The 21,527-nt window shown below is 69.0% G+C and carries 20 protein-coding genes and 1 tRNA gene; 11 read left to right on the forward strand and 10 right to left on the reverse strand.

Annotation, left to right across the window (positions count from 1 at the left end; translation table 11 throughout):
• Positions 1–42: 42 nt before the first annotated feature.
• Together EDC64_RS10700 and EDC64_RS10705 are read right to left on the reverse strand one after the other, a co-directional pair.
• The gene (locus EDC64_RS10700; protein ID WP_132031275.1) at positions 43–1,605 is read right to left on the reverse strand and encodes a DHA2 family efflux MFS transporter permease subunit; all 1,563 of its coding nucleotides are present in this window, start codon (positions 1,603–1,605) and stop codon (positions 43–45) included.
• The gene (locus tag EDC64_RS10705; protein WP_132031276.1) at positions 1,605–2,831 is read right to left on the reverse strand and encodes an HlyD family secretion protein; all 1,227 of its coding nucleotides are present in this window, start codon (positions 2,829–2,831) and stop codon (positions 1,605–1,607) included. Before EDC64_RS10705 ends, EDC64_RS10700 begins: the two co-directional genes overlap by 1 nt.
• Before the next feature lie 320 nt (positions 2,832–3,151).
• On the opposite strand from EDC64_RS10705, the gene EDC64_RS10710 reads away from it, so the two are divergent.
• Complete coding sequence (locus EDC64_RS10710; protein WP_245504645.1) at positions 3,152–3,841, forward strand: TetR/AcrR family transcriptional regulator; 690 nt, start codon at positions 3,152–3,154, stop codon at positions 3,839–3,841.
• A 35-nt stretch (positions 3,842–3,876) separates the two neighbouring features.
• On the opposite strand, the gene EDC64_RS10715 is transcribed toward EDC64_RS10710, so the two are convergent.
• Complete coding sequence (locus EDC64_RS10715) at positions 3,877–4,797, reverse strand: NAD(P)-dependent oxidoreductase (RefSeq protein ID WP_132031277.1); 921 nt, start codon at positions 4,795–4,797, stop codon at positions 3,877–3,879.
• Between the two features lie 154 nt (positions 4,798–4,951).
• On the opposite strand from EDC64_RS10715, the gene EDC64_RS10720 reads away from it, so the two are divergent.
• Positions 4,952–6,010, forward strand: coding sequence for a LacI family DNA-binding transcriptional regulator (locus EDC64_RS10720; RefSeq protein WP_132031278.1), 1,059 nt, complete (start codon positions 4,952–4,954; stop codon positions 6,008–6,010).
• A complete protein-coding gene (locus tag EDC64_RS10725; protein WP_132031279.1) occupies positions 6,007–6,795 on the forward strand; it encodes a TrmH family RNA methyltransferase in 789 nt (262 codons plus the stop codon). Before EDC64_RS10720 ends, EDC64_RS10725 begins: the two co-directional genes overlap by 4 nt.
• Before the next feature lie 9 nt (positions 6,796–6,804).
• Here EDC64_RS10725 and EDC64_RS10730 read toward each other — a convergent pair whose 3' ends face one another.
• Genes EDC64_RS10730 through EDC64_RS10755 form a run of 6 tightly spaced genes read right to left on the reverse strand, consistent with a single transcriptional unit; the run spans position 6,805 to position 11,875 of the window.
• Positions 6,805–7,305, reverse strand: coding sequence for a peptide deformylase (locus tag EDC64_RS10730; protein WP_132031280.1), 501 nt, complete (start codon positions 7,303–7,305; stop codon positions 6,805–6,807).
• An 11-nt stretch (positions 7,306–7,316) separates the two neighbouring features.
• Complete coding sequence (locus EDC64_RS10735) at positions 7,317–8,030, reverse strand: ABC transporter ATP-binding protein (protein ID WP_245504646.1); 714 nt, start codon at positions 8,028–8,030, stop codon at positions 7,317–7,319.
• Positions 8,027–8,779: an ABC transporter ATP-binding protein gene (locus EDC64_RS10740; RefSeq protein WP_132031281.1), complete on the reverse strand. Its 753-nt coding sequence runs from the start codon at positions 8,777–8,779 to the stop codon at positions 8,027–8,029. Before EDC64_RS10740 ends, EDC64_RS10735 begins: the two co-directional genes overlap by 4 nt.
• Positions 8,776–9,723: a branched-chain amino acid ABC transporter permease gene (locus EDC64_RS10745; RefSeq protein ID WP_132031282.1), complete on the reverse strand. Its 948-nt coding sequence runs from the start codon at positions 9,721–9,723 to the stop codon at positions 8,776–8,778. Before EDC64_RS10745 ends, EDC64_RS10740 begins: the two co-directional genes overlap by 4 nt.
• Positions 9,720–10,640 carry a branched-chain amino acid ABC transporter permease gene (locus tag EDC64_RS10750; RefSeq protein ID WP_132031283.1) on the reverse strand — a complete coding sequence of 307 codons (921 nt, stop codon included), beginning with the start codon at positions 10,638–10,640 and terminating at the stop codon, positions 9,720–9,722. Before EDC64_RS10750 ends, EDC64_RS10745 begins: the two co-directional genes overlap by 4 nt.
• Before the next feature lie 56 nt (positions 10,641–10,696).
• A complete protein-coding gene (locus EDC64_RS10755) occupies positions 10,697–11,875 on the reverse strand; it encodes an ABC transporter substrate-binding protein (protein ID WP_132031284.1) in 1,179 nt (392 codons plus the stop codon).
• 224 nt (positions 11,876–12,099) lie between these two features.
• Here EDC64_RS10755 and mnmA point away from each other — a divergent pair, with 224 nt between their 5' ends.
• The 5 genes from mnmA to EDC64_RS10780 all read left to right on the forward strand — a co-directional run bounded on the left by mnmA (position 12,100) and on the right by EDC64_RS10780 (position 15,567).
• Positions 12,100–13,269 carry a tRNA 2-thiouridine(34) synthase MnmA gene (gene mnmA / locus EDC64_RS10760; RefSeq protein WP_132031350.1) on the forward strand — a complete coding sequence of 390 codons (1,170 nt, stop codon included), beginning with the start codon at positions 12,100–12,102 and terminating at the stop codon, positions 13,267–13,269.
• 36 nt (positions 13,270–13,305) lie between these two features.
• The gene (locus EDC64_RS10765; RefSeq protein ID WP_132031285.1) at positions 13,306–13,950 is read left to right on the forward strand and encodes a class I SAM-dependent methyltransferase; all 645 of its coding nucleotides are present in this window, start codon (positions 13,306–13,308) and stop codon (positions 13,948–13,950) included.
• Positions 13,951–14,134: 184 nt separating this feature from the next.
• The gene (locus EDC64_RS10770; RefSeq protein WP_132031286.1) at positions 14,135–14,521 is read left to right on the forward strand and encodes a hypothetical protein; all 387 of its coding nucleotides are present in this window, start codon (positions 14,135–14,137) and stop codon (positions 14,519–14,521) included.
• Positions 14,518–15,306 carry a DUF1828 domain-containing protein gene (locus EDC64_RS10775; RefSeq protein WP_132031287.1) on the forward strand — a complete coding sequence of 263 codons (789 nt, stop codon included), beginning with the start codon at positions 14,518–14,520 and terminating at the stop codon, positions 15,304–15,306. Before EDC64_RS10770 ends, EDC64_RS10775 begins: the two co-directional genes overlap by 4 nt.
• A 184-nt stretch (positions 15,307–15,490) precedes the next feature.
• Positions 15,491–15,567, forward strand: a tRNA-Met gene (locus EDC64_RS10780).
• Positions 15,568–15,666: 99 nt separating this feature from the next.
• Here the strand turns inward: EDC64_RS10780 and EDC64_RS10785 are convergent.
• On the reverse strand, positions 15,667–17,109 hold the full coding sequence (locus tag EDC64_RS10785) for a sodium:proton antiporter (RefSeq protein WP_132031288.1): 1,443 nt from the start codon (positions 17,107–17,109) through the stop codon (positions 15,667–15,669).
• 148 nt (positions 17,110–17,257) lie between these two features.
• Between EDC64_RS10785 and leuS the strand changes: the two genes are divergently transcribed.
• The 3 genes from leuS to holA are packed head-to-tail and all read left to right on the forward strand — an operon-like array spanning position 17,258 to position 21,524.
• A complete protein-coding gene (leuS, locus tag EDC64_RS10790; protein ID WP_132031289.1) occupies positions 17,258–19,891 on the forward strand; it encodes a leucine--tRNA ligase in 2,634 nt (877 codons plus the stop codon).
• Entirely contained in the window at positions 19,878–20,495 is a 618-nt protein-coding gene (gene lptE, locus EDC64_RS10795) for an LPS assembly lipoprotein LptE (protein WP_132031290.1), read from the forward strand. The genes leuS and lptE overlap by 14 nt, the downstream gene beginning before the upstream one ends.
• A 6-nt stretch (positions 20,496–20,501) precedes the next feature.
• Positions 20,502–21,524 carry a DNA polymerase III subunit delta gene (gene holA / locus EDC64_RS10800; protein WP_132031291.1) on the forward strand — a complete coding sequence of 341 codons (1,023 nt, stop codon included), beginning with the start codon at positions 20,502–20,504 and terminating at the stop codon, positions 21,522–21,524.
• Positions 21,525–21,527: the final 3 nt, after the last annotated feature.

Consider the following 21,527-nt stretch of genomic DNA (forward strand, 5'->3'; position numbering starts at 1 on the left):
AGTTTGCCGCCGGGGACGGCCGAGGGCAAGGCCTCCGCCGCGTCAATGGGCGGGCGCCGCCGCCCCACCCTTCGGCCGGCGCACCAGAAACACCAGGAAAGCGGCGGCGCAGAGGAACAAAGCGATCACCAGAAACACATCCGCGAATGCCATGACGAGCGCCTGCTGGCGCACCATGAGCGCGACCTGCTTGGTGGCGGCGAGGTCCGCCTGCCCGCCGAGCCGCCCGGCAAACCCGTTGGTCAGGGTGGCGAGGGTGTCGAGCACCGGCGGCCGCGACCAGGTCACCTGCTCGCGCAGCCGCTGCATGTGCAGATCCCAGCGCGCGTTGAGCACGGTGACGATCATGGCGAGGCCGACCGCGCCGCCGAGATTGCGCATCAGATTGAACAGGCCGCTGGCATTCTTGAGCTGCGCGGGCGGCAGCGTGCCGAGCGCGACGACGTTGATCGGCACCATGCACATCATCAAGGCCGCCCCGCGCAGCATTTGCGGCGTCAGCAATTCCCAGAAGCCCCAGTCCTTGGTGAGCGGCAGCAGCTCGAAGCAGGAGACGATGAGACAGACGAAGCCGGTGCCGATGATCAGCCGCGGATCGAGCTTGCGCGCGAGAATGCCGACGATCGGCGCGAACAGGAACATGGTCGCGCCGGTGACGAACACCGTCTCGCCGATCTCGAGCGCGTTGTAGTCGCGCACCTGGGCGAGGAACAGCGGATAGAGATAAGTGAGGCCGTACAGCACCGTGCCGAGCATGAAGGTGAGGATCGAGCCGACGGCGAAGTTGCGGTCGCGATAGGCGGCGAGATCGACCACCGGCTGCGGCGCGGTCGCCGCCCGCCAGAAGAACAGCAGCCCGCCGAGCACCGTCGCGAGCGCGAACAGGGTGATGGAGGCGGACTGGAACCAATCGTCCTTCGCCCCCTCCTCCAGCACATATTCGAGGCTGCCGAGCATGATCGCCATGCCGACCAGCCCGGCCATGTCGAACTGCTTCAGCAGCTTGAAGTCGGGCTGGTCGAAATCGACCAGGAACCAGCACAGGAGGGTCGCGGCGATGCCGGGCGGCACATTGATCAAAAACAGCCAGTGCCAGGAGAAATAATCGGTGAGATAGCCCCCGACCGTCGGGCCGATGGTCGGGGCGAGGGTCACGACCAGGCCGACCAGGGCCATGACCGGGGCCTGATGGCGCCGGGGAAAGATCGAATAGGCGGCGGCGAAGGCGGTGGGGATCATGCCGCCGCCGATGAAGCCCTGCAGCGCGCGATAGACGATCATCTGCTCGATCGACCCGGCCGTGGCGCACAGCACCGAGGCGAGCGTGAAGCCGGCCGCCGACACCGCGAACAGGATCCGCGTCGAGAGCGCGCGGGCGAGAAAGCCGGAGAGCGGGATCATCACCACTTCGGCGATGAGATAGGCGGTCTGGACCCAGGAGATTTCGTCCGCGCTGGCGGACAGGCCGGCCTGGATCTCGGACAGCGAGGACGACACGATCTGGATGTCCAGGATCGCCATGAACATGCCGAAGATCAAAGCGAAGAAGGCGATCAGCCGGCGCGGCGTGACCTCCGGCTCGCCGGCGCCGGCGGCGGCGGCCATCAGCGCACCGGCGGGGGCGCGAGCGCGCCGATCCTCGGTCCGTCCGCCGCGGCGACGGCGCCGCCGGTGCGGGTGTCGATGGTCGCCTCGACCGAGAGGCCGGGCCGCAGCCGGGCGCTGTCGCGCGCGGCGGCATCGAGCCGGATCCGCACCGCGACGCGCTGCACGATCTTGGTGAAATTGCCGGTCGCATTCTCCGGCGGCAGCAGGCTGAACACCTGTCCGGCCGCCGGCGCGATGCTCTCGACGGTGCCGGAGATGGGGTGGGAGGGATCGGTATCGAGCGTCAGTTCGGCCGACTGGCCGGGCTTGAGGCCCGCGATCTGGGTTTCCTTGAAGTTCGCATCGACATAGGCGCCATTGTCCGGCACCAAGGCGATCAGCCGCTTGCCCGCCGACACATAGTCGCCGATCTCCACCGCCTTGTTGCCGAGAATACCGGCGAACGGCGCGTGCAGCACCGTGGCGTCGAGATCGAGCTGGGCCTTGGCGAGCTGGGCTTCGAGTTCGTCGCGGGTGCGGCGCGCCTCGGTCTGCTCGGCCTTGAGCACGGCGAGATTGGCCTGGGCCGACGCCACCGCCGCCTCGGCCGCCAGCACGTTCGCCGCCGCCTTGTCGCGATCGGCACGGGCCTGATCGAGCGCTTGCTGGCTCGCGAACTTGTTGTCGGCGAGCCGCGTCGTGCGCTGGAAGTCCGCCGCCGCGCGCGCCGCGTCGGCCTCGGCGGCCACGACCTGCGCCTTGGTCTGGTCGATGCTCGCCTGCGCGGCTTTCATCTGGGTGCCGAAGCGGGCGATGGTCGCGTCCTGGGTGCCGATGCGCGCCTGCGCCTGCTGCACCGCGACGCGATAATCGCTGTCGTCGAGCCGCACCAGCACCTCGCCCGCCGCGACATGGTCGTTGGCGCGGGCCGGGACGGCGGCGACATAGCCGGACACCTTCGGCGCGACCAAAGCGATGTCGGCACCGACATAGGCATTGTCGGTCGACACCAGGAAGCGCCCGACGGTCCAATACTGATAGCCGAAGAGGGCCGCGCCGCCGAGGAGCGCGGCGCCGGCCGCCAGCAGCAGAAGGCGGCGGGTGCGCCGGGGGCGCGCCGCCGGGGCCGGCGCGTCGGGCGGAGCCGATCCAGGTCCGGGCGCGAATCCGGGCGCCGGCTCGGCCAGCTTGGAAACGGCCGGGATCGCGGCGGACTTGGTGGGGGACAGGGAAGCAAGGGCCATGGGGCACGCTCTGCCAGGCGCCGAAGCGTCGGAGAAATGAGGGAGAAGGGCGGGGGCGGTGCCCTTCTCCCCCAACGTCGATCAGGACCAACGGGTTGCGGACCGCAGTCTTGACCGAACGGTTCGGTCACGTTCTTGACTTACGACAGCGGAAGGATCATTTCAAGACAGAACTGAACGGTTCGGTCAATTTTCTCGAGAGAGGCCCGAACCCCCCGCCTGTGCCGAGCTGGATCGTTTGGCGGCAGCCCGCACCGCGCTTCGCGCTTGCACTCCGCCGGCCCCTCCCCGACAAAGAGAAGTGTAAGACGGAGCCGAGAGTGTCAGACATTGAACCCCGGGACCCCCTCTCCCAGGCCGGACAGGATCCGGACAAGCGCCTCCAGATCCTGGCGGGCGCGCGGGAGGTGTTCCTGGAGCGCGGCTTCGATGCCGCGAGCATGGGCGACATCGCGCGCACCGCCGGCGTCTCCAAGGGCACGCTCTACGTCTATTTCGAGGACAAGGTCGACCTGTTCACCGCGCTGGTGACGAGCGAATGCGCCGAGACCGCGGAACGCACCTTCGTGCTCGACACCTCGGACCAGGACATCGAAGCGGCGTTGAACAAGCTCGGCCATTCCTTCATCGAGGCGATGGTCCGGCCGAGCCATATCGCGACCGTGCGCACGGTGATCGCCATCGCCGGCAAGTTTCCCGAGATCGGCCGGCGCTTCTTCGAAGCCGGTCCCTGCGAGGGGATCAAGCGGCTCTCCGCCTTCCTGCGGATCAAGGTCGCGGAGGGCGTGCTGGAGATCGACGATGTCGAGATCGCCGCCAGCCAGTTCTTCGCCTTGTGCAAGGACGCCGTGACCACGCCCATCCTGATCGGCTGCGTCGCGCCGCCGGATTGCGACTATACCCGGCGCGTGGTGCGCAAGGCGGTGGATTTCTTCCTCTGCGTCTACGGCGCCGAGCAGAATGCCGCGCGGCGCCGCCAGAGCCGGGCGGACGCCGCCGCCGCGTCCTGATCGCCGGAGGGCGGGGTCCGCGCGGCGGCGCGCCCTCAGTCGCCGTCGCGCTGCGGCACGCGCCCCAGCGAGACGCCGTTCACCTCCGCCACGACGTCGGAAATCTGCGGCACGTTCCAGCCGCCGCGCCCGAGGCCTTCGGCGGCGGCGTAGACATTCTTCACGCTCGCCCCGACGAAGTTCGCCGCGCCGGTCGCGGTGGCGAGATTGGTCACGTAGCGCAGATCCTTATGGGCGTTGGCGAGGGTAAATCGGTGCGCGTTCACGTCCCGCTCCAGAACATATTTCATGTAGGTCTGGTAGAAGCCGCAATCCATCCGCGAGCCGGAGATCACGCTGTCGAAGGTCTGCGGCGTCACGCCCACCTTTGCGGCCAGCGCCAGCGCCTCGGCATAGATGGCGCCATAGCCGAGCGACAGGAAATTGTTGAGCAGCTTCAAGGTGTGACCCGCACCCGGCGCGCCGACATGGATCACCTTGGTCGCGAAGGCCGCGATCGCGGGGCGGACGGTCTCGAACGCCTCCGGCGCCGCGCCGACCATCGCCGACAGGGCGCCCTCGGCCGCCTGGACCGGCGTGCCGCCGAGCGGCGCGTCGCAGAAGGCGATGCCGCGCGCCGTCAGTTCGGCGCTGAGCGCGATCGTCAGCGTCGGCTCGGAGGTCGAGCAGTCGACGATGTGCAGGCCGCGCCGCGCGCCCGCGGCGAGCCCGCCTTCGCCGCGCACCAGCGCCTCGACCTGGGTCGCGCCGGTGACGCAAAGAAAGACGATGTCGCAGGCGGACGCGAGGTCGGCGGCGGACGCGGCCTCCGACGCGCCGCGCGCCACGAGATCCTCCACCGGCCCGCGGTTGCGATGGCCGAGCACGGTGAGGGGAAAGCCTTTCTCCAGCAGGTTTTTCGCCATGCCATGGCCCATCAGGCCGACGCCGACGAAGCCGATCTTGACCGTTTCCATCCTGGCCGTTCCTCCCAGCAATCTTTTGGTGACGCGACTTAAATCGTTTAGCATGGAATGCGGGAGGCGGCGAAGCGGGGCGCCGGAAACCCGACCGGCGGCGGCGTGTTTCCCATTCGGCCCGGCCGGCTCTATAAGACTTTAGGGGGAGACGATGGACGATCTCGCAGGCATGGGACGGGTGACGCTGCAGCGCCTCGCGCTCGAACTCGGCCTGTCCACCGCCACGGTCTCGCTGGCTTTGCGCGACAGCCCGGTCGTCGCCGACGGCACGCGGATCCGCGTGCAGGAAGTGGCGCGCGAGCGCGGCTATGTCGCCAATCGCGGCGCCGCCTCGCTGCGCACGGCGCGCACCAACATTATCGGCGTCGGGCTGCACGACATCATCAATCCGTCCTTCACCGAGCTTTTGGCGGCGCTGGAGGATTCGCTGTCCATCGCCGGCAAGACCATCCTGCTCGGGGTCGGCCAGGAGGACGTGGCGCGCCAGACCCGCACCCTCGGCACGCTGGCGGAATACCGCCCCGACGCCTTTGTCGTCTCGCCGGCCATCGACACCACCGTCCCGGACCTGCGGGCACTGGCCAAATCGGGCATCGCCGTCGTCCAGGTGACGCGCGAGGTCGAGGGCTCGGGCTTCGATTTCGCCGGCTCCGACGACGAGGCCGGGCTCGCGCTGGCGGTGGGCCATCTGGTCGAACTCGGACACCGCCGCATCGCCTTGATCGGCGGCTTCGATTCGGCCTCGACCGGGAGGCGCCGGACCGCCGGCTACCGCGCCGGGCTCGCGCAGCACGGCCTGCCCTTCGATCCGACGCTCTGGATCCCCGGGCGCGGCACCCGCGAGCATGGCCGCCTGGCGGTCGAGCGCCTCCTGGCGCTGGACGCGCCGCCGACCGGCGCGGTCTGTTTCAACGATCTGTGCGCGTTCGGCGCGCTGATGGGCATCCAGGCCGCCGGGCTCCGGGCGGGGACCGACTTCTCGATCGTCGGCTATGACGATATCGGCGAGGCCGCGCTCTGGCATCCGGCGCTGACCACGGTGTTCACCCGCATCCCCGAATACGGCGCCGCCGCCGCCGACCTCGTTCTGGCGCGCATCGCCGATCCGACCCGCCCGGTGGAGCGGGTCGTCCTGACGCCGCGGCTGGTGGTCCGCGCCTCGGCGGGTCCGCCCAAACCGTTTCCGCAGAAGCCGCTGCCGCGCCCGTGATCCTGCCCGTCGACGATCCGGACGATCCGCGCATCGCCGAGTTCGTCTCGGTGCGCGAGCGCGACCTCGTGGGCCGGCGCGGCCGCTATATCGCCGAGGGCGAGGTGGTGCTGCGCCTCGCCGCCTCCCGCCCCGACCACCGGCTGCGCGCGCTCCTGCTCTCCGAACGCGGGGCGCGCGGCCTCGCCGATCTCCTGCCGGGCCTCGATGCGCCGGTCTATGTCGCCCGCCAGGCGGTGATGGACGCGATCGTGGGGTTCCCGATCCATCGCGGCATGCTGGGCCTGGTCGAGCCGCCGCCCGCGCCCGATCCGGCCGCTCTGCTCGCCGGCTTGGCGCCGGAGGCGCGCGTCGTGGGCCTGCTCGGCATCACCAATCACGACAATGTCGGCGGCATCTTCCGCAACGCGGCGGCGTTCGGCGCCGCTGCGATCCTGCTCGACGCCGCCTGCTGCGATCCGCTCTACCGCAAGGCGATCCGGGTCTCGGTCGGCGCCAGCCTGATCGTGCCGTTCGCGCGGGTGGCGGACGGGGCGGACATGCTGCGCCGTCTGGACGCAGCGGGCTTCTCGGTGCGCGCCCTCAGCCCGTCCGGCGCGATGCGCCTGTCCGACTACCGGCCCGCCGGCAGGACCGCCGTTCTGTTCGGCACCGAGGGGCCGGGCCTGCCCGCCGATCTCCTCGCCGCGACGCCCACTTTGTCGATCCCGATGGCGCCCGGCTTCGACAGTCTCAACGTCGCCACCACCAGCGGCATCGTTCTCCACCACCTCGCCGCGCGCTGAAGCCGACGGTCAGGCGCGGCGCAGCAGCTTCTCGAATTTCTTGATCGCGCGGTCCCGCTTCAGGCGCGACAGCCGCTCGATCCAGAAGATGCCGTCGAGCTGGTCGATCTCGTGCTGATGGCACACCGCGAGCAGGCCCTCCGCCTCCTCCTCGTGCGCCGCGCCGGTAAGATCCTGATAGGCGATGCGCACCCGCGCGGGGCGCTCCACCTCCTCGGTCACGCCGGGCATCGCGACGCTGCCCTCGCGGTGCGTCGCGGTCTCGCCCGAGGCCCAGACGATGCGCGGATTGGCATAGACCCGCACGCCGGTCTCGGGGCCGAGTTCCAGCACCACCAGCCGCTGCGCGATCCCGACATGGCACGCCGTGATGCCGATCCCGGGGGCGGCGCGCATCGTGTCGCGCAGATCGTCGGCCAGGCTCCGCAAGGCGGCGTCGAAGGCGAAGACCGGCGCCGCGGCGAGGCGCAGGCGCGGATCGGGAAACCGGAGGAGCGGCAGAACGGCCATGGGCGTCTCCGTCAGACCGCCAGAAGCCGTGCCCGCAGCTCGGCATCGGCGGCGAGCGTAGCGGCGGGACCGCGATAGGCGACGCGGCCCTTCTCCAGCACCACCGCCTGATCGGCGAGGCCGGCGAGGATGTCGACATGCTTGTCGATCAGCAGCAGCGACAGGCCCTCGGCCCGCAGCGCCCGGATCGCCGCCCAGATCTCGCCGCGCACCAAAGGCGCGAGGCCTTCGGTCGCCTCGTCGAGGATCATCAGGCGCGGATTGGTCATCAAGGCGCGGCCGATCGCCAGCATCTGCTGCTCGCCGCCCGACAGCCGGTTGCCGAAATGCCGCCGCCGTTCGGCGAGGCGCGGGAACAGACGATAGACCCGCGCCAGCGTCCAGGCCGGCAGGCCGGGACGCGGCGGCCCGGCGGTGGCGACGAGATTCTCCTCCACCGTCAAGGTCGGGAAGATCTGCCGCCCCTCGGGCACGAGGCCGATCCCGGCGCGCGCGACGACGAAGGGCGGCGCGCCCTGAAGCGCCTTGCCGGCGAACCGGACCTCCCCGCCCTCGGGGCGCACGAGCCCCATGACGGCGCGCACCGTGGTGGTCTTGCCCATGCCGTTGCGGCCCATCAGCGCGAGGATGCCGCCGTCCGGCACGGCGAGATCGACGCCGAACAGGACCGGCGCGCCGTCATAGCCGGCGGTCAGGCCCCGCACGTCGAGCAGCGGCGCGCTCATGTCGCCGCCTCCCCGAGATAGGCCGCCTGCACGGCCGGATCGGCCCGCACCGCGTCCGGCGGGCCGGAGGCGAGGAGGCGGCCCGCGACCAGCACGCTGACCCGGTCGGCGAGCTTGAACACCGCCTCCATGTCGTGCTCGACCAGCAGGATGCCGCATTGCGCCCGCGCCGCGGAAATCAGCTCCACCATGGCGCGCCCCTCCTCGGGGCCGGCGCCGGCCATGGGCTCGTCGAGGAGCAGCAGACGCGGCTTGCCGGCGAGCGCCATGGCGAGTTCGAGGGCGCGCTTCTCGCCGTGGCTCAGCACGCCCGCCGGGACGTCGGCCTTCGCCGCGAGGCCGACCTGCGCCAGCAATTCCACCGCGTGCGCCCGCCGCACGCGGTCCGAACCCGGCGCCGGCAGAAGGCGGAACGACCGCCGCGCCGCCGCCTGCACGGCGAGCGCGACATTCTCGACGGCCGAAAAGGCCGGCAGGACCGAGGTCACCTGGAACGAGCGGGCGAGCCCTGCCTGCGCCCGGCGGTGGACGGCGTGCCGCGTCACGTCGGCTCCACCGAGCAGGATGCGGCCGCGATCGGGCGCCACTTCGCCCGCCACCAAAGCGATGAAGGTGGTCTTGCCGGCCCCGTTGGGGCCGATCAGCGCGTGGATTTCGCCGTGCGCGACGTCGAGATCGACCGCGTCGGTCACGATCAGCGCGCCATAGGCCTTGCACAGGCCCCGCACCTGAAGCAGCGGCGCGGTCATGTCCGCCCCCCGCGCGCCCGTTTTCCGCCGGCGAGGACCAGCAGGACGAGCAGCGGGCCGAACACGATCCGCCAATGCTCGGTGAGATCGGACAGCGCCTCCTCGAGCAGCACCACCAGAAGGGCGCCGAGAAGGGCGCTGCCGGGCCGGCCGAGGCCGCCCGCCTTCAGCGCCGCCGCCGCCATGCCGCCCGCCACCACCATGACGATCAGCTCGCCCGAGCGATGCCAGGACAGAAAGGCCGGCGAGACGAATTCGGTGAGATTGGCGAACAGCGCGCCCGACAGCCCGGCGAGCGCGCCGGCAATGCCATAGGCGACGAGGCGATAGGGATAGGGATCAAGGCCGAGCGCCCGCACCCGCCGCTCATTGTCCTTCGCCGCCCGCAGGACCCGCCCGAACGGCGCGGCGAGCAGCGCCCCGCACAGCAGCGCGCCGGCCGCGAGCAGGCCGAGCACCGTATAATGGAAGGCGAGCGGCCCGCGCAGCCAGCGCTCCCCCGCCACCAGCGAGCGCGCGGCGAGCGAGAGCCCGTCATCCCCGCCATAGGCCGACAGGCTCTGCGCGACGAAGAACGCCATCTGGCCGAAGGCCAGGGTGATCATGATGAAATAGACGCCGCGCGTCTTCAGCGAGAGCGCGCCGGTGGCGAGGGCGAACAGGCCGGCCGCCGCCATCGCCACGGGAAAGGCGATCAGCGCCTCGGACACGCCCTCTGCCATCAGGATGCCGACGCCATAGGCGCCGATCCCCATCAAGGCGGCATGGCCGAACGAGACCAGGCCGGCGCCGCCGAGGATCAGATCGAGGCTGATTGCGGCGAGCGCGAAGATCATCGCCCGCGCCAGGAGGGACAGCGTGAAGGTGTCCGCCCAGAGCGGCGCCGCCGCCAGCAGGAGGAACAGGACCAGAGGCAGCCCCAGGGTCTGCGCGAAACGCGTCATGCCGGCGCCGGAAACAGGCCGCGCGGGCGGAAGATCAGGATGCCGGCCATCAGGAGATAGACCGTCATGGAGGCGAGCGCCGGCCCGGCCTGGGTCGCCGCGGAGGCGGAGAGAACCAGCTTCAGCAGATCGGTGAGGAAGGAGCGGCCGAGCGTGTCGATGAGACCGACCAGCAGCGCCGCGACGAAGGCGCCGCGGATCGAGCCGATCCCGCCGATGACGATGACGACGAAGGCGAGGATGAGCAGCCCGTCCCCCATGCCGGGCTCGACCGACAGGATCGGCCCCGCCATCGCCCCGGCAAAGGCCGCCAGCATCGCCCCGAAGGCGAACACCTTGGCGAACAAGGCGCCGATATCGACGCCGAGCGCCGACACCATGGGTGCGTTGGAGGCCCCCGCCCGCACCAGCATGCCGGCGCGCGTGCGCGTCACCAGCACATAAAGCAGCCCTGCCACGGCGAGCCCGGCGGCCACCAGCGCGAGGCGGTAGACCGGATAATTCAGCCCATCCATCAGCCGGATCGAGCCCGACAGCGCCTCCGGCATCGGGATGGCGCGCGGCCCGGCGCCCCACACCAGTTTCACGCCCTCATTGACGAACAGGATGACGCCGAAGGTCGCCAGCACCTGTTCGAGATGGTCGCGGCCATAAAGCGGCCGGATCACCAGCCATTCGAGCACGAGCCCGAGCACGAGCGCGGCCGCCAGCGCCAGCGGCAGGCCCAGCCAGAAGCTGCCGGTGACGGCGCTGGCCGTCACCATCAGATAGGCACCGAGCATGTACTGGACGCCGTGCGCGAGATTGATCACGTCCATCACCCCGAACACCAGGGTCAGCCCGGCGGCCACCAGGAACAGCAGGATGCCGAGCTGGAGGCCGTTGAGGACTTGGACGAGGACGAGGGTGGTGGACATGCGCCTCTGGAAGCAGGGCCCCGCCGGTCCGGCGGGGGTCAGGGTGTCGGCCGGCCTTACTTCATCGGGCACTTGTCGGCATAGGCGTCGCCGTCCTCGGCGAACACCTTTTCCGCGATCATCGTCTCGACCTTGCCGTCCGGCCGCTTGCCGACCTTGACGAGGTAGAAGTCCTGGATCGGGAACTGGTTGGTGTTGAACTTGAAATTCCCCCGCACGGAGGCGAAGTCGGCCTTCTTCAGCGCCGCGCGCACCGCGTCCTTGTCGGTGAGCTTGCCGCCGGTCGCCTTGACCGCGCTGGCGATCAGCTTGGCGGCGTCATAGCCCTGCGCCGCATAAAGCGCGGGAATATAGCCATATTCCTTCTCGAACGCGGCGACGAAGGCCTTGTTGGCCGGCACGTCGAGATCGGGCGCCCAGGCGGCGCCGGAATAGAAGCCGAGGGCCGCCTCGCCGGTGGCGGGGAGCGTCGTCTCGTCGACGGTGAAGGCCGAGAGGAAGGGGACGGTCTCGGCCAGGCCGGCCTGCCGGTACTGCTTCACGAGATTGACCCCCATGCCGCCGGGCATGAAAGTGAAGAAGGCGTCGGGCTTGGCGGCTGCGACCTTGGCGAGTTCGGCGGAGAAATCGAGCTGGCCGAGCTGGGTGTAAATCTCGTCCGCGACCTCGCCCTTGTAATACCGCTTGAAGCCGGCCAGCGCGTCCTTGCCGGCCTGATAGTTCGGCGCCATCAGCACGACCTTCTTGTAGCCCTTCGCCTGGGCATACTGGCCGAGCACTTCGTGATTCTGGTCGTTCTGGTAGGAGGCGGAGAAGAAGAAGGGGCTGCACCCCGCCCCGGCGATCGTCGAGGGTCCGGCATTGCCGGAAATCAGGAAGGTCTCGGCGCCGGTCACCGGCTTCACCACCGCGCCCATGACGTTGGAGAACACCACGCCGGCGACGAAATCGACCTTGTCGCGCTCGATCAGGCCCTTGACCTTCTGGACCGCGACGTCGGGCTTCAGCTCGTCGTCGACCACGACCACCTCGGCCGGCTGACCGCCGAGCGTGCCGCCCATCTCCTTGACCGCCAGCAGGAAGCCGTCGCGCATGTGCTGGCCGAGCACCGCGGAAGGGCCGGACAGGGTCGCGACGAGGCCGACCTTGACCGGATCGGCCGCCGCGACGCCCGCGGACACAGCGATCGCCAGCGCCGCCAGTCCCGCGCGACAAGATTGCACTCCACACCGCATGGCCGCAGGTCCCCGTTTCGATTGATGGCGGCACCCTGGCATCGTCGCGCGCGCCTCACAAGCGGGAACAAACAAAAGCCGCGCTTGGCGCCGATAGGGCCGGTTTCGCGACGCGATTGCGGCGGGGCGCCGGCTTCCGTACTAATAGGGCGTGCGCCCGGCCGCCGCCGGATGTCCGCATGTTCCGCCACGCTCAACCCCTGACCCGGCAGCCTGCCTCCGCCATGACGCTCGAAGACATCATCGGCTCCCCCGACCCCGCCTCGACCCGGGTGGTCGTGGCCATGTCGGGCGGCGTGGATTCCTCGGTGGTCGCCGGGCTTCTGGCGCGCGCCGGCTACGATGTCGTGGGCGTCACCCTCCAGCTCTACGACCACGGCGCGGCCGCGCACCGCACGGGGGCCTGCTGCGCCGGGCAGGACATTTACGACGCCCGCCGCGTCGCCGAGACGCTGGGCATCCCGCATTACGTGCTCGACTATGAGAGCCGCTTCCGCGAGGAGGTCATCGAGCGCTTCGCCGACAGCTATGCCGCGGGCGTGACGCCGATCCCCTGCGTCGACTGCAACCGCACCGTCAAGTTCCGCGACCTTCTCGCGACCGCGGGCGACCTCGGCGCGACGATCCTCGCCACCGGCCATTACGTGTCGAGCCGCGCTTTGCCGGACGGCCGCCGGGCGCTCTACCGCGCCGCCGAATCGGCGCGCGACCAGAGCTATTTCCTCTATGCGACCACCCAGGCGCAGCTCGCCGGCCTGCGCTTTCCGCTCGGCCACATGCGCAAGGCCGAGGTGCGCGCGCTCGCCGCCGAACTCGGCCTCGCGGTCGCCGACAAGCCGGACAGCCAGGACATCTGCTTCGTTCCCGGCGGCGATTATGCCCAGGTGGTGGAGCGGCTGCGGCCGGAGGCGGGCGAGGCCGGCGACATCGTCCATCTCGACGGCCGCGTCCTCGGCCGCCATCGCGGCGTGATGCACTACACGATCGGCCAGAGGAAGGGGCTCGGCATCTCCACCCCCGAGCCGCTTTATGTGATCGCGATCGACGCCGGCAAGCGCGAGGTCAAGGTCGGCCCGCGCGAGGCGCTCACCGTGCGGACCGTGCGCATCGGCGACATCAACTGGCTGGGCGACACGCCGTTCGCGGAGGCCTGCGCGGCCAAGACCGAGGTGTTCGCCAAGGTGCGCTCGACCCGCGCGCCGGCCCCCGCGCATCTCGATTGCGACGCGGCCGGGCACCCGGTGGTGCGGCTGCATCTCGGCGAGGACGGCGTGGCGCCGGGGCAGGCCTGTGTGCTTTATGACGCCGGCACCGATGCGGCGCGGCTGCTCGGCGGCGGCACCATCCTGCGCGCGGCGGCCGAAGGCGATCTTTTGAGGGCGCGCGTGGCGTGACACCGCCGCGCAGGTAGAGCTGGGACGAACACCGCCATGACGGTTCAGTACGATCTCGAGGGTCAGAAACGGGCCTATGCGAAATGGGCGCCGATCTACGATTCGGTCTATGTGAAGCTGCTGGCGGACGCCCAGCGCAAGGCGGCGCAGGCGGCGGCGCGGTGCGGACCGGACATTCTGGAGGTCGGGGTGGGGACCGGGCTGGTCCTGCCTTATTATCCCGCCGGCTGCCGCGTTTCCGGCATCGACCTGTCGTTCGAAATGCTGCGCAAGGCGGTGGAGAAGACCAAGCGCCGCGGCCTCACCCAGGTGCGCCTCCTCGCCGCCATGGATGCCTGCGCGCTCGGCTTTGCCGACGAGAGCTTCGATGCGGTCACCGTGCCCTTCGTCATCACGTTGGTTCCCGACCCGGAGGGCGCGCTCGACGAGATGCGCCGCGTGCTGAAGCCGGGCGGCGAGATCATCATCGCCTCCAAGCTCGGCGCCAATGAGGGGCCGGCCATGCATGTCGAGCAGGCGCTTGCGCCTCTGGTCAAGAAGGTCGGCTGGAGCATCGCCTTCAAGGCCGGCCGCCTCTCCGCCTGGGCGGCGCGCCATCCCGACATGGAGATGATCGAAATCTCCCCGGTCTTCCCCGCCGGCTTCTTCAAACTCGCCCGCCTGCGCAAGGCGGCGCGGTAGGGGGCGGGGCAAGCGGCGCGCGAGTGGCATCACGTTACGGAGCAGCAACTTGATGTAGCATACCGTGCGGGGTCGCGCGGAGGGGCGGGTGACAATCAGACTTAGGCGCATCTTGCGGGCGCCAAAATCGGATATCAGGGTTGGGTCGTGGCATTCAGGGAAAGTCCCCAAAGCGGACTTCCCGATGGCAAAGCGAGCCTATGGTCTCGGCAACTCCTATCGCTGGTGCGTCGTGTCCTTCATCGCGCTCAGCATGGAGTGCAAGGTTTTGGTCGTTTTCAATTCTGGGAAGCAGAAGTTTGAGGCGATCCTCGGCACCATCGGAAGCGGAGCATTGCGCGTTCTCTGCTCTTACGAATATCACCCGTCGGAGCCGGGCTGGCACTGCCATGCGACGTGCGACGACGTGGAAAAGGTGCCAGGTGGATACATGCGCGGCCCCTGGGTTAAACGCATCCCGCACGCAAAGCGGACACACCGACGCCAAGAGTTGGGTATCACGGACGAACAATCGGCGCAGCGGTTCGCTCTCAAGTTCTATAGGATAGAGGTGAAAGGCTCGCTGCTATGAAGGATGAGATTTGCAGAGCCTTTTGCGAAGAAATTCGCATCAGGGAGGTGCCGGCGGGCCTCGCCATAGGGACGGCCTTCCGCCGCGCTGATGGTGACGCCATCGGCTTCTACGTCATCAAGAACTCGCTCGAAAGCAACTTGGCGCGTCTGGAGGACGATGGAACGACCATCCCGTACCTGGAAGCGGCGGGTGTGGATTTCGACACTCAGACCCGCCAAAAAGCATTCTCAGCCATCCTCGAAGAATATGGCGCTCACTACGATCTGGATGAGGCCGTCATTCGTACTCCGGATATGCCGGAGCACGAAATTGCGAGGGCATCGATCGGATTTGCGGCACTTTTGTTGCGCCTGTCCGACTTTCTGCTCCTGAGCCAAGAGCATGTCGAAAGCGCGTTTAAGGACGACGCAAAAAAACGCATCAAAGAAGCGATCGGCACTCGCGCAAAAATCGAAGACGACGCGGCGGTAAGCGACCACTTAAGTGAGGTTAAACCGGACCTTTTAATCCGAGCCCCCAATCGCGAGCCAGTTGCGATCTTCCTGGCGCAGTCCGCGCAGCGCGTGAACGACGCTATATTTTTGCAAATGGCAGCCTTGTACGAGTCAAGAGAGGCCCTTTCGGTGATTGCCTTGCTGGAGGGCGACAGCTCAATTTCTTCTAAACTGCGTCAACGTGCATCAAATCGCCTCACCGCATTGCCGGTGTACCGTCATGACGAAGCGCAGGCGATCCAAAGAATTGTTCGAGAGGCTGTGGGCGCCGAAGGATTGCTGCATTGAACGCGAAATCCGACATGCGGCCGGATGAATGGGGCCGCTTGAAAGGCGTGTGCCCAAGCCCAAAACGCACCTAACCGAGAATTTCGTACCGCCCCCACTACACGCCACACCCTTCCTTGACACCCGCGGGCCGGCGCCTCTATATCGCGACTTCCAGCGTGCCGGACTTGTCCGGCGGCGCCGTGGCAGCGTAGCTCAGCTGGTGAGAGCGCCGGATTCATAACCCGGAGGTCGGCGGTTCAAATCCGCCCGCTGCTACCAGATCTTCCGGTCCGCCGGGTCCCCGTCTGCATCCTGCCCCGCCCGTCCGAAGCCCGCCGGTCCGCGCGGCGCGCGGGCACCGCTTGGGCCCCCGCCCTCTCACAGGAAATAGAGATAGGTCAGCAGCGCGAAGCAGGGCAGCAGGAAGAGGCAAGACCAGGCCATGTAGCCGAAGAAGCTCGGCATCTTCACGCCGCGGTGGCGGGCGATCGAGAGCACCATGAAGTTCGGCGCGTTGCCGATATAGGTCATGGCGCCCATGAAGACCGCGCCGGCCGAGATCGCCTCCAGCGTCACCGCCAAAGGCCCCATCAAGGTCGCGGCATTGCCGCCGGCGAGGTTGAAGAAGACCAGATAGGTCGGGGCATTGTCGAGGAAGGACGAGAGCCCCCCGGTCAGCCAGAAATACCAGACATTGACCGGCTCGCCGGCATCCCCGGTCACCAGATCGACCAGCGGCGCGAAGGCCCCGGCCGAGCCGGCCCGCAGGATCGCGATGACCGGGATGATGGTCAGGAAGATGGCGGCGAACAGCTTCGCCACTTCGAGGATCGGCTCCCAGTCGAAGCCGTTGCGCTCGCGCACCAGCTTGGGCGTGATGAGGAGCGAGAGCACGGCGATCGCCAGCAGCAGGACGTCGCGCAGCACCCACTGCAATTCCACGCTCGTCCCATAGACCTGGAAGCTGATGCCCGGCTTCCACAGCGCGCTGAGCAGGATCGCGCCGATAATGCCGGCGAGCAGCGGGATGTTCTGCAGCCCGCGCACCGAAACGCGCTCGGTGTCCGGCGTCGGATCGCGCAGCGGCTGCGTCTCCTTGGCGTAGAAATAGCGGTCGAGCAAATAGAAGACGGTCAGCAGGATGCCGGCGACCACAACGGTGTCGTGGAACAGATGGGTGGTGGTCCAGAAGAAGCTGACGCCCTTCAGGAAGCCGAGAAAGAGCGGGGGATCGCCGAGCGGGGTGAGCGAGCCGCCGATGTTCGACACCAGGAAGATGAAGAACACGACGGTATGCACATTGTACCGCCGGTTGTCGTTGGCGCGCAGCAGCGGCCGGATCAGCACCATGGAGGCGCCGGTGGTGCCGATCAGGCTGGCGATCACCGTGCCGAAGGCGAGGATGGCGGTGTTGGTGGCCGGGCTGCCATGGATGTTGCCGACCACCAGAATGCCGCCGGACACCGTGAACAGCGCGAACAGCAGGATGATGAAGGGGATATATTCCAGGAGCGCGGTATGGACCACTTCGTGCGCGGTCAGACCGGGGCCGTAGGTGAGCGCGAAGGGGACCAGAAAGGCGAGGGCCCAGACCAGCGCCACCTTGCCGTAATGGTGGTGCCAGAAGCGGTTGGCGAGCAGCGGGAACAGCGCGATCGACAGCAGCATGCCGACGAAGGGAAGCGCCCAGAGGAACGGCAGGCTCGCCCCGTCTATGGCGACGCCGCCGGGCACCGCGGCGGCGGCGGCGGAACACAGGGAAAGGCTCGCGGCACCCGCCGTCGCGCCGATCGCGGCGCCGCTCCACACTCCTGCCCGCACGTCGTCCCCCTGCCCAGCCTCTGCCCGTCATTTTGATGGACGATGCGGCGGGGCAAGGCAAGGCGGATCCCCGTCCCGGCGCTGCGCCGGTTGACCCCGCTTCCGCTTTCTGTCCTAGTCCCGCCGCTCCTAAGACCCGCACGAGATCATGACCGCAGACCGCTACAACGCCCGCGACGCCGAACCCCGGTGGCAGAAGATCTGGAAGGAGCGCGGCATCTTCCGCGCCCGGAACGACGACCCGCGCGAAAAATTCTTCGTCATGGAAATGTTCCCCTATCCCTCGGGGCGCATCCATATCGGCCACGGGCGCAATTATGTGATGGGCGACGTGCTCGCCCGCTATATGCGCATGCGCGGGCGCAACGTGCTCCATCCGATGGGCTGGGACGCCTTCGGCCTGCCGGCCGAGAATGCCGCGATCGAGCGCGGCATCCATCCCAAGCAATGGACCTACGAGAACATCGCCTCGATGAAGGAGCAGCTCCAGCTGCTCGGCCTCTCGCTCGACTGGGACCGCGAGATCGCGACCTGCGACCCGTCTTATTATGTCGAGCAGCAGCGCATCTTCCTCGACTTCCTCGCGGCCGGCCTCGCCTATCGCAAGGAGAGCGAGGTCAATTGGGATCCGATCGACCAGACCGTGCTCGCCAACGAGCAGGTGATCGACGGCCGCGGCTGGCGCTCCGGCGCGGTGGTCGAGCGGCGCAAACTGTCGCAGTGGTTCTTCCGCATCACCGCGTTCGCCCAGGAGCTTCTGGACGCGCTCGACGGGCTCGAGCGCTGGCCCGAGCGCGTGCGGCTGATGCAGCGCAACTGGATCGGCCGCTCGGAAGGGCTCGAAATCCTGTTCGAACTGTCGCGCCCGAGCGCCAAGGCAGCCGGCACCGAGACGGTGAAGGTCTATACGACGCGCCCCGACACGCTGTTCGGCGCGGCTTTCCTGGCGCTCTCCCCCGACCATCCGCTGGCGCTCGCGCGCGCCGCCGGCGATCCGCGGCTCGCCGCCTTCATCGCCGCCTGCAAGACCGGCGGCACCTCGGCGGAAGCGATCGAGACCCAGGAGAAGATGGGCTTCGACACCGGCCTCACCGTCCAGCACCCGCTGGCGGACGGGCGCACCCTGCCGGTCTATGTCGCGAATTTCGTTCTGATGGATTACGGCACGGGCGCGATCTTCGGCTGCCCCGCCCACGACCAGCGCGACCTCGACTTCGCCCGCAAATACGGCCTTCCCGTCGTCCCGGTCGTGCTGCCGCCCGGCGCCGATCCGGCCGCCTTCACGGTGGACGAGATCGCCTATGACGGCGAGGGCACGCTGTTCAATTCCGGCTTTCTCGACGCGATGGGCGTGGAGGAGGCGAAGGAGGCGGTCGCCCGGCGCCTGGAGCGGTTCCGCGTCGACGGCGCGCCGCAGGGCACGCGGCGGGTGAATTTCCGGCTGCGCGACTGGGGCATTTCGCGCCAGCGTTATTGGGGCTGCCCGATCCCGATCATCCATTGCGACGCCTGCGGCCCGGTGCCGGTGCCGCGCGACCAATTGCCGGTGACGCTGCCGGAGGACGTCAGCTTCGACCGTCCCGGCAATCCGCTCGACCGCGCCAAGGCCTGGCGCGACGTGCCCTGTCCCCAATGCGGCGCGCCGGCGCGGCGCGAAACCGACACCATGGACACGTTCGTCGATTCGTCCTGGTATTTCCTGCGCTATGCCAGCGAGACCGCAGACCTGCCGCTGGACAAGGCGGCGGTCGCGCAGTGGCTGCCGGTCGACCAATATATCGGCGGTATCGAGCATGCGATCCTGCATCTGCTCTATTCCCGCTTCTTCACCCGGGCGCTGAAGGCCTGCGGCCGCGTCGATATCGCCGAGCCGTTCGCCGGCCTGTTCACCCAGGGCATGATCGTCCACGAGACCTATCGCGACCAGGCCGGCCGCTGGCTGTTCCCCGAAGAGGTCAAGCTGCTCGGCACCGGCAAGACGGTGAAGATCGAGACCGGCGAGGACGTCGTGGTCGGCGCGCCGGAAAAGATGTCGAAATCGAAGCGCAACGTGGTGCCGCCGGAAGTGGTGGCGGACACTTACGGCGTCGATTGCGCGCGCTGGTTCATGCTCTCCGACACCCCGCCGGAGCGCGACAGCGAATGGACCCAGGCCGGCATCGAGGGCGCCTGGCGCCTGGTGCAGCGCGTCTGGCGCCTGGTCGGCGACCTCCACGCCTTCAGCGGCCTGCCGCAGGCGGAACGGGCGGACGTCCCCGCCCCGCCGCCCGAGGCGGCGCGCGCCTTCCTCGCCCAGCTCCACCAGCGCACCCAGGCGGTGCAGGAGGCGATCGAGGGCCTGAAGTTCAACGTCGCGATCGCCCAGATCTACAGCCTGATCATCGAGATCGAGACCGAGTTCAAGGCGCTGCGCGCCGCCAGCCGCAGCGACGAGATCGCCCGCCAGTCGATGGCGGAGGCCGCCGCCCGGCTGGTCCTGCTGCTCGCGCCGATGACGCCGCATCTCGCGGAATCCTGCTGGGAGGCGATCGGCGGCGCCGGGCTGGCGGCAACCGCCGACTGGCCGAAAATCGACCCGGCGCTGCTGGTCACCGACACCATCACGCTGCCGATCCAGATCAACGGCCGCAAGCGCGACGACATCGTCGTGCCGCGCGGGGCGACACCGGCCGAGGTCGAGGCCGCGGTGCTCGCCATGGAAAGCGTGCAGCGCGCTCTCGACGGGCGAGCCCCGAAGCGTATCATCGTGGTGCCACAGAGGATCGTGAATGTCGTCGCCTGACCGCGCCGCGCCGCAAGCCCGCTCCCACCCGCGCTTCGCCCGCCCGGACTTTGCCCGCACGGGTTTCGCCCGCTTCGCCGGCACCCGCGCGCGGCTCGCCGCCGTGCTGGCGCTCGCGGCGATGCTCGGCGGCTGTTTCCAGCCGATGTACGCGACCTCCAATACGGTCGCGGGCCAGAAGCTCGAAGACCAGCTGCGCGACATCTACATCGTCAAGATCGACGGCGAACTGGGCAACGAGCTGCGCAACGATCTGATCTTCGATCTCACCGGCGGCTCTGGCAATCCCTCGACCGCGACCTACCGGATGCTGATCACGGTCAAGTCCAGTTCGACCTATGCCATCGTCAACACCTCCTCGGGCCTGCCCGAGGCGAAGGTGGTGCGGGTCTCGGGCGAGTGGACGCTGCTGCGCGCGGGCGCCGAGGACAAGGGCCCGGTCACCAAGGGCACGGCCGCCGCCTCGGCCTCGATCGACGTCAGCCAGGAGCGGTTCGCCAATTACAGCGCGACCCGCGACGCCGAGAAGCGCGCCGCGCGGATTCTCGCCGAAATGATCAAGGCCCAGCTCGCGGCGCATTTCGTGAAGCCCGCGGGAAGCTGAGCGCCCATGGTCGCGGTCCGCGCAGGCGATGCCGAAACGGCCCTGACGCGGCGCGACGGCAAGCACAATGTCGTCCTTCTGTTCGGTCCGGACGTCGGGCTGGTGCGCGAGCGCGCCGCCGGCCTCGTCAAGCGCGCGGTCCCCGATCTCGCCGATCCCTTCTCCGTCGTGCGGCTCGACGGCGACGACATCGCAGCCGATCCCCGGCGCCTCGTCGACGAGGCGGGCACGATGGGCCTGTTCGGCGGCGAGCGGGTGGTGTGGGTGCGCGCCGGCAGCCGCAACATCGCGCCCGCGGTCGAGGCGCTGCTCGCCGCGCCGGTCGAGGCGCTGGTGGTGATCGAGGCGGGAGACCTCAAGCGCGGCGCGCCGCTGCGGGCCTTGTGCGAGAGCGACAAGGCCGCGCTCGCCATTCCCTGTTATGCCGATGGCGAGCGCGATCTCGCCCGGCTGGTCGACGCCATGCTGTCGGAGGCCGGCCTTGCGATCGACCGCGACGCCAAGGACCTGCTGGTCTCGCTGATCGGCGGCGACCGCCTCGCCTCGCGCGGGGAGGTCGCCAAGCTCGCCCTCTATGCCAAGGGTCAAAGCCGGGTCACGCTCGACGACGTGCGGATGATCGTCGGCGACGCCTCGGCGCTGGCTTTGGACGACGTGGTCGACGTCGCTCTGGCCGGCAATGCCGCGGCCGCGGCGGGCGCGCTCGCCAAAGCGCGGGCGGCGGCGATGCGGCCCGACGCGATTCTCGGCGCTTTGCTGCGCGGCCTGTTCGGCCTGCATCAGATGGCGCTGGCGGTGGAGGCCGGCAGCAGCGTCGACCGGGTGATCGACCAGCAGCGGCCGGCCGTGCACTTTTCCCGCAAGCCGCATCTGGAGCGCGCGCTGCGCTCGTTTCCGGCCGGCCAATGCCTCCGGGCGGCCCTCCTCGTGGACGAGGCGATCCTCGCCTGCCGCCGCACCCCGGCGCTGGGCGACGCGATCGCCGAGCGCGTCTTGCTCCAGATCGCCGGCCGCCGCCGCCCCGCCTGAGCG

The sequence above is a fragment of the Aquabacter spiritensis genome, from assembly GCF_004346185.1.
GTDB classification, from domain to species: Bacteria; Pseudomonadota; Alphaproteobacteria; order Rhizobiales; family Xanthobacteraceae; genus Aquabacter; species Aquabacter spiritensis.

Coding starts and splice junctions, on each gene's coding strand:
- EDC64_RS10755 (WP_132031284.1), bottom strand. CDS start 11,875: ATGCGGTGTGGAGTGCAATCTTGTCGCGCGGGACTGGCGGCGCTGGCG.
- EDC64_RS10745 (WP_132031282.1), bottom strand. CDS start 9,723: ATGACGCGTTTCGCGCAGACCCTGGGGCTGCCTCTGGTCCTGTTCCTC.
- EDC64_RS10730 (WP_132031280.1), bottom strand. CDS start 7,305: ATGGCCGTTCTGCCGCTCCTCCGGTTTCCCGATCCGCGCCTGCGCCTC.
- leuS (WP_132031289.1), top strand. CDS start 17,258: ATGACCGCAGACCGCTACAACGCCCGCGACGCCGAACCCCGGTGGCAG.
- EDC64_RS10740 (WP_132031281.1), bottom strand. CDS start 8,779: ATGACCGCGCCGCTGCTTCAGGTGCGGGGCCTGTGCAAGGCCTATGGC.
- EDC64_RS10770 (WP_132031286.1), top strand. CDS start 14,135: ATGGCAAAGCGAGCCTATGGTCTCGGCAACTCCTATCGCTGGTGCGTC.
- EDC64_RS10715 (WP_132031277.1), bottom strand. CDS start 4,797: ATGGAAACGGTCAAGATCGGCTTCGTCGGCGTCGGCCTGATGGGCCAT.
- EDC64_RS10705 (WP_132031276.1), bottom strand. CDS start 2,831: ATGGCCCTTGCTTCCCTGTCCCCCACCAAGTCCGCCGCGATCCCGGCC.
- EDC64_RS10775 (WP_132031287.1), top strand. CDS start 14,518: ATGAAGGATGAGATTTGCAGAGCCTTTTGCGAAGAAATTCGCATCAGG.
- holA (WP_132031291.1), top strand. CDS start 20,502: ATGGTCGCGGTCCGCGCAGGCGATGCCGAAACGGCCCTGACGCGGCGC.
- EDC64_RS10735 (WP_245504646.1), bottom strand. CDS start 8,030: ATGAGCGCGCCGCTGCTCGACGTGCGGGGCCTGACCGCCGGCTATGAC.
- EDC64_RS10720 (WP_132031278.1), top strand. CDS start 4,952: ATGGACGATCTCGCAGGCATGGGACGGGTGACGCTGCAGCGCCTCGCG.
- EDC64_RS10750 (WP_132031283.1), bottom strand. CDS start 10,640: ATGTCCACCACCCTCGTCCTCGTCCAAGTCCTCAACGGCCTCCAGCTC.
- mnmA (WP_132031350.1), top strand. CDS start 12,100: ATGACGCTCGAAGACATCATCGGCTCCCCCGACCCCGCCTCGACCCGG.
- lptE (WP_132031290.1), top strand. CDS start 19,878: ATGTCGTCGCCTGACCGCGCCGCGCCGCAAGCCCGCTCCCACCCGCGC.
- EDC64_RS10700 (WP_132031275.1), bottom strand. CDS start 1,605: ATGGCCGCCGCCGCCGGCGCCGGCGAGCCGGAGGTCACGCCGCGCCGG.
- EDC64_RS10765 (WP_132031285.1), top strand. CDS start 13,306: ATGACGGTTCAGTACGATCTCGAGGGTCAGAAACGGGCCTATGCGAAA.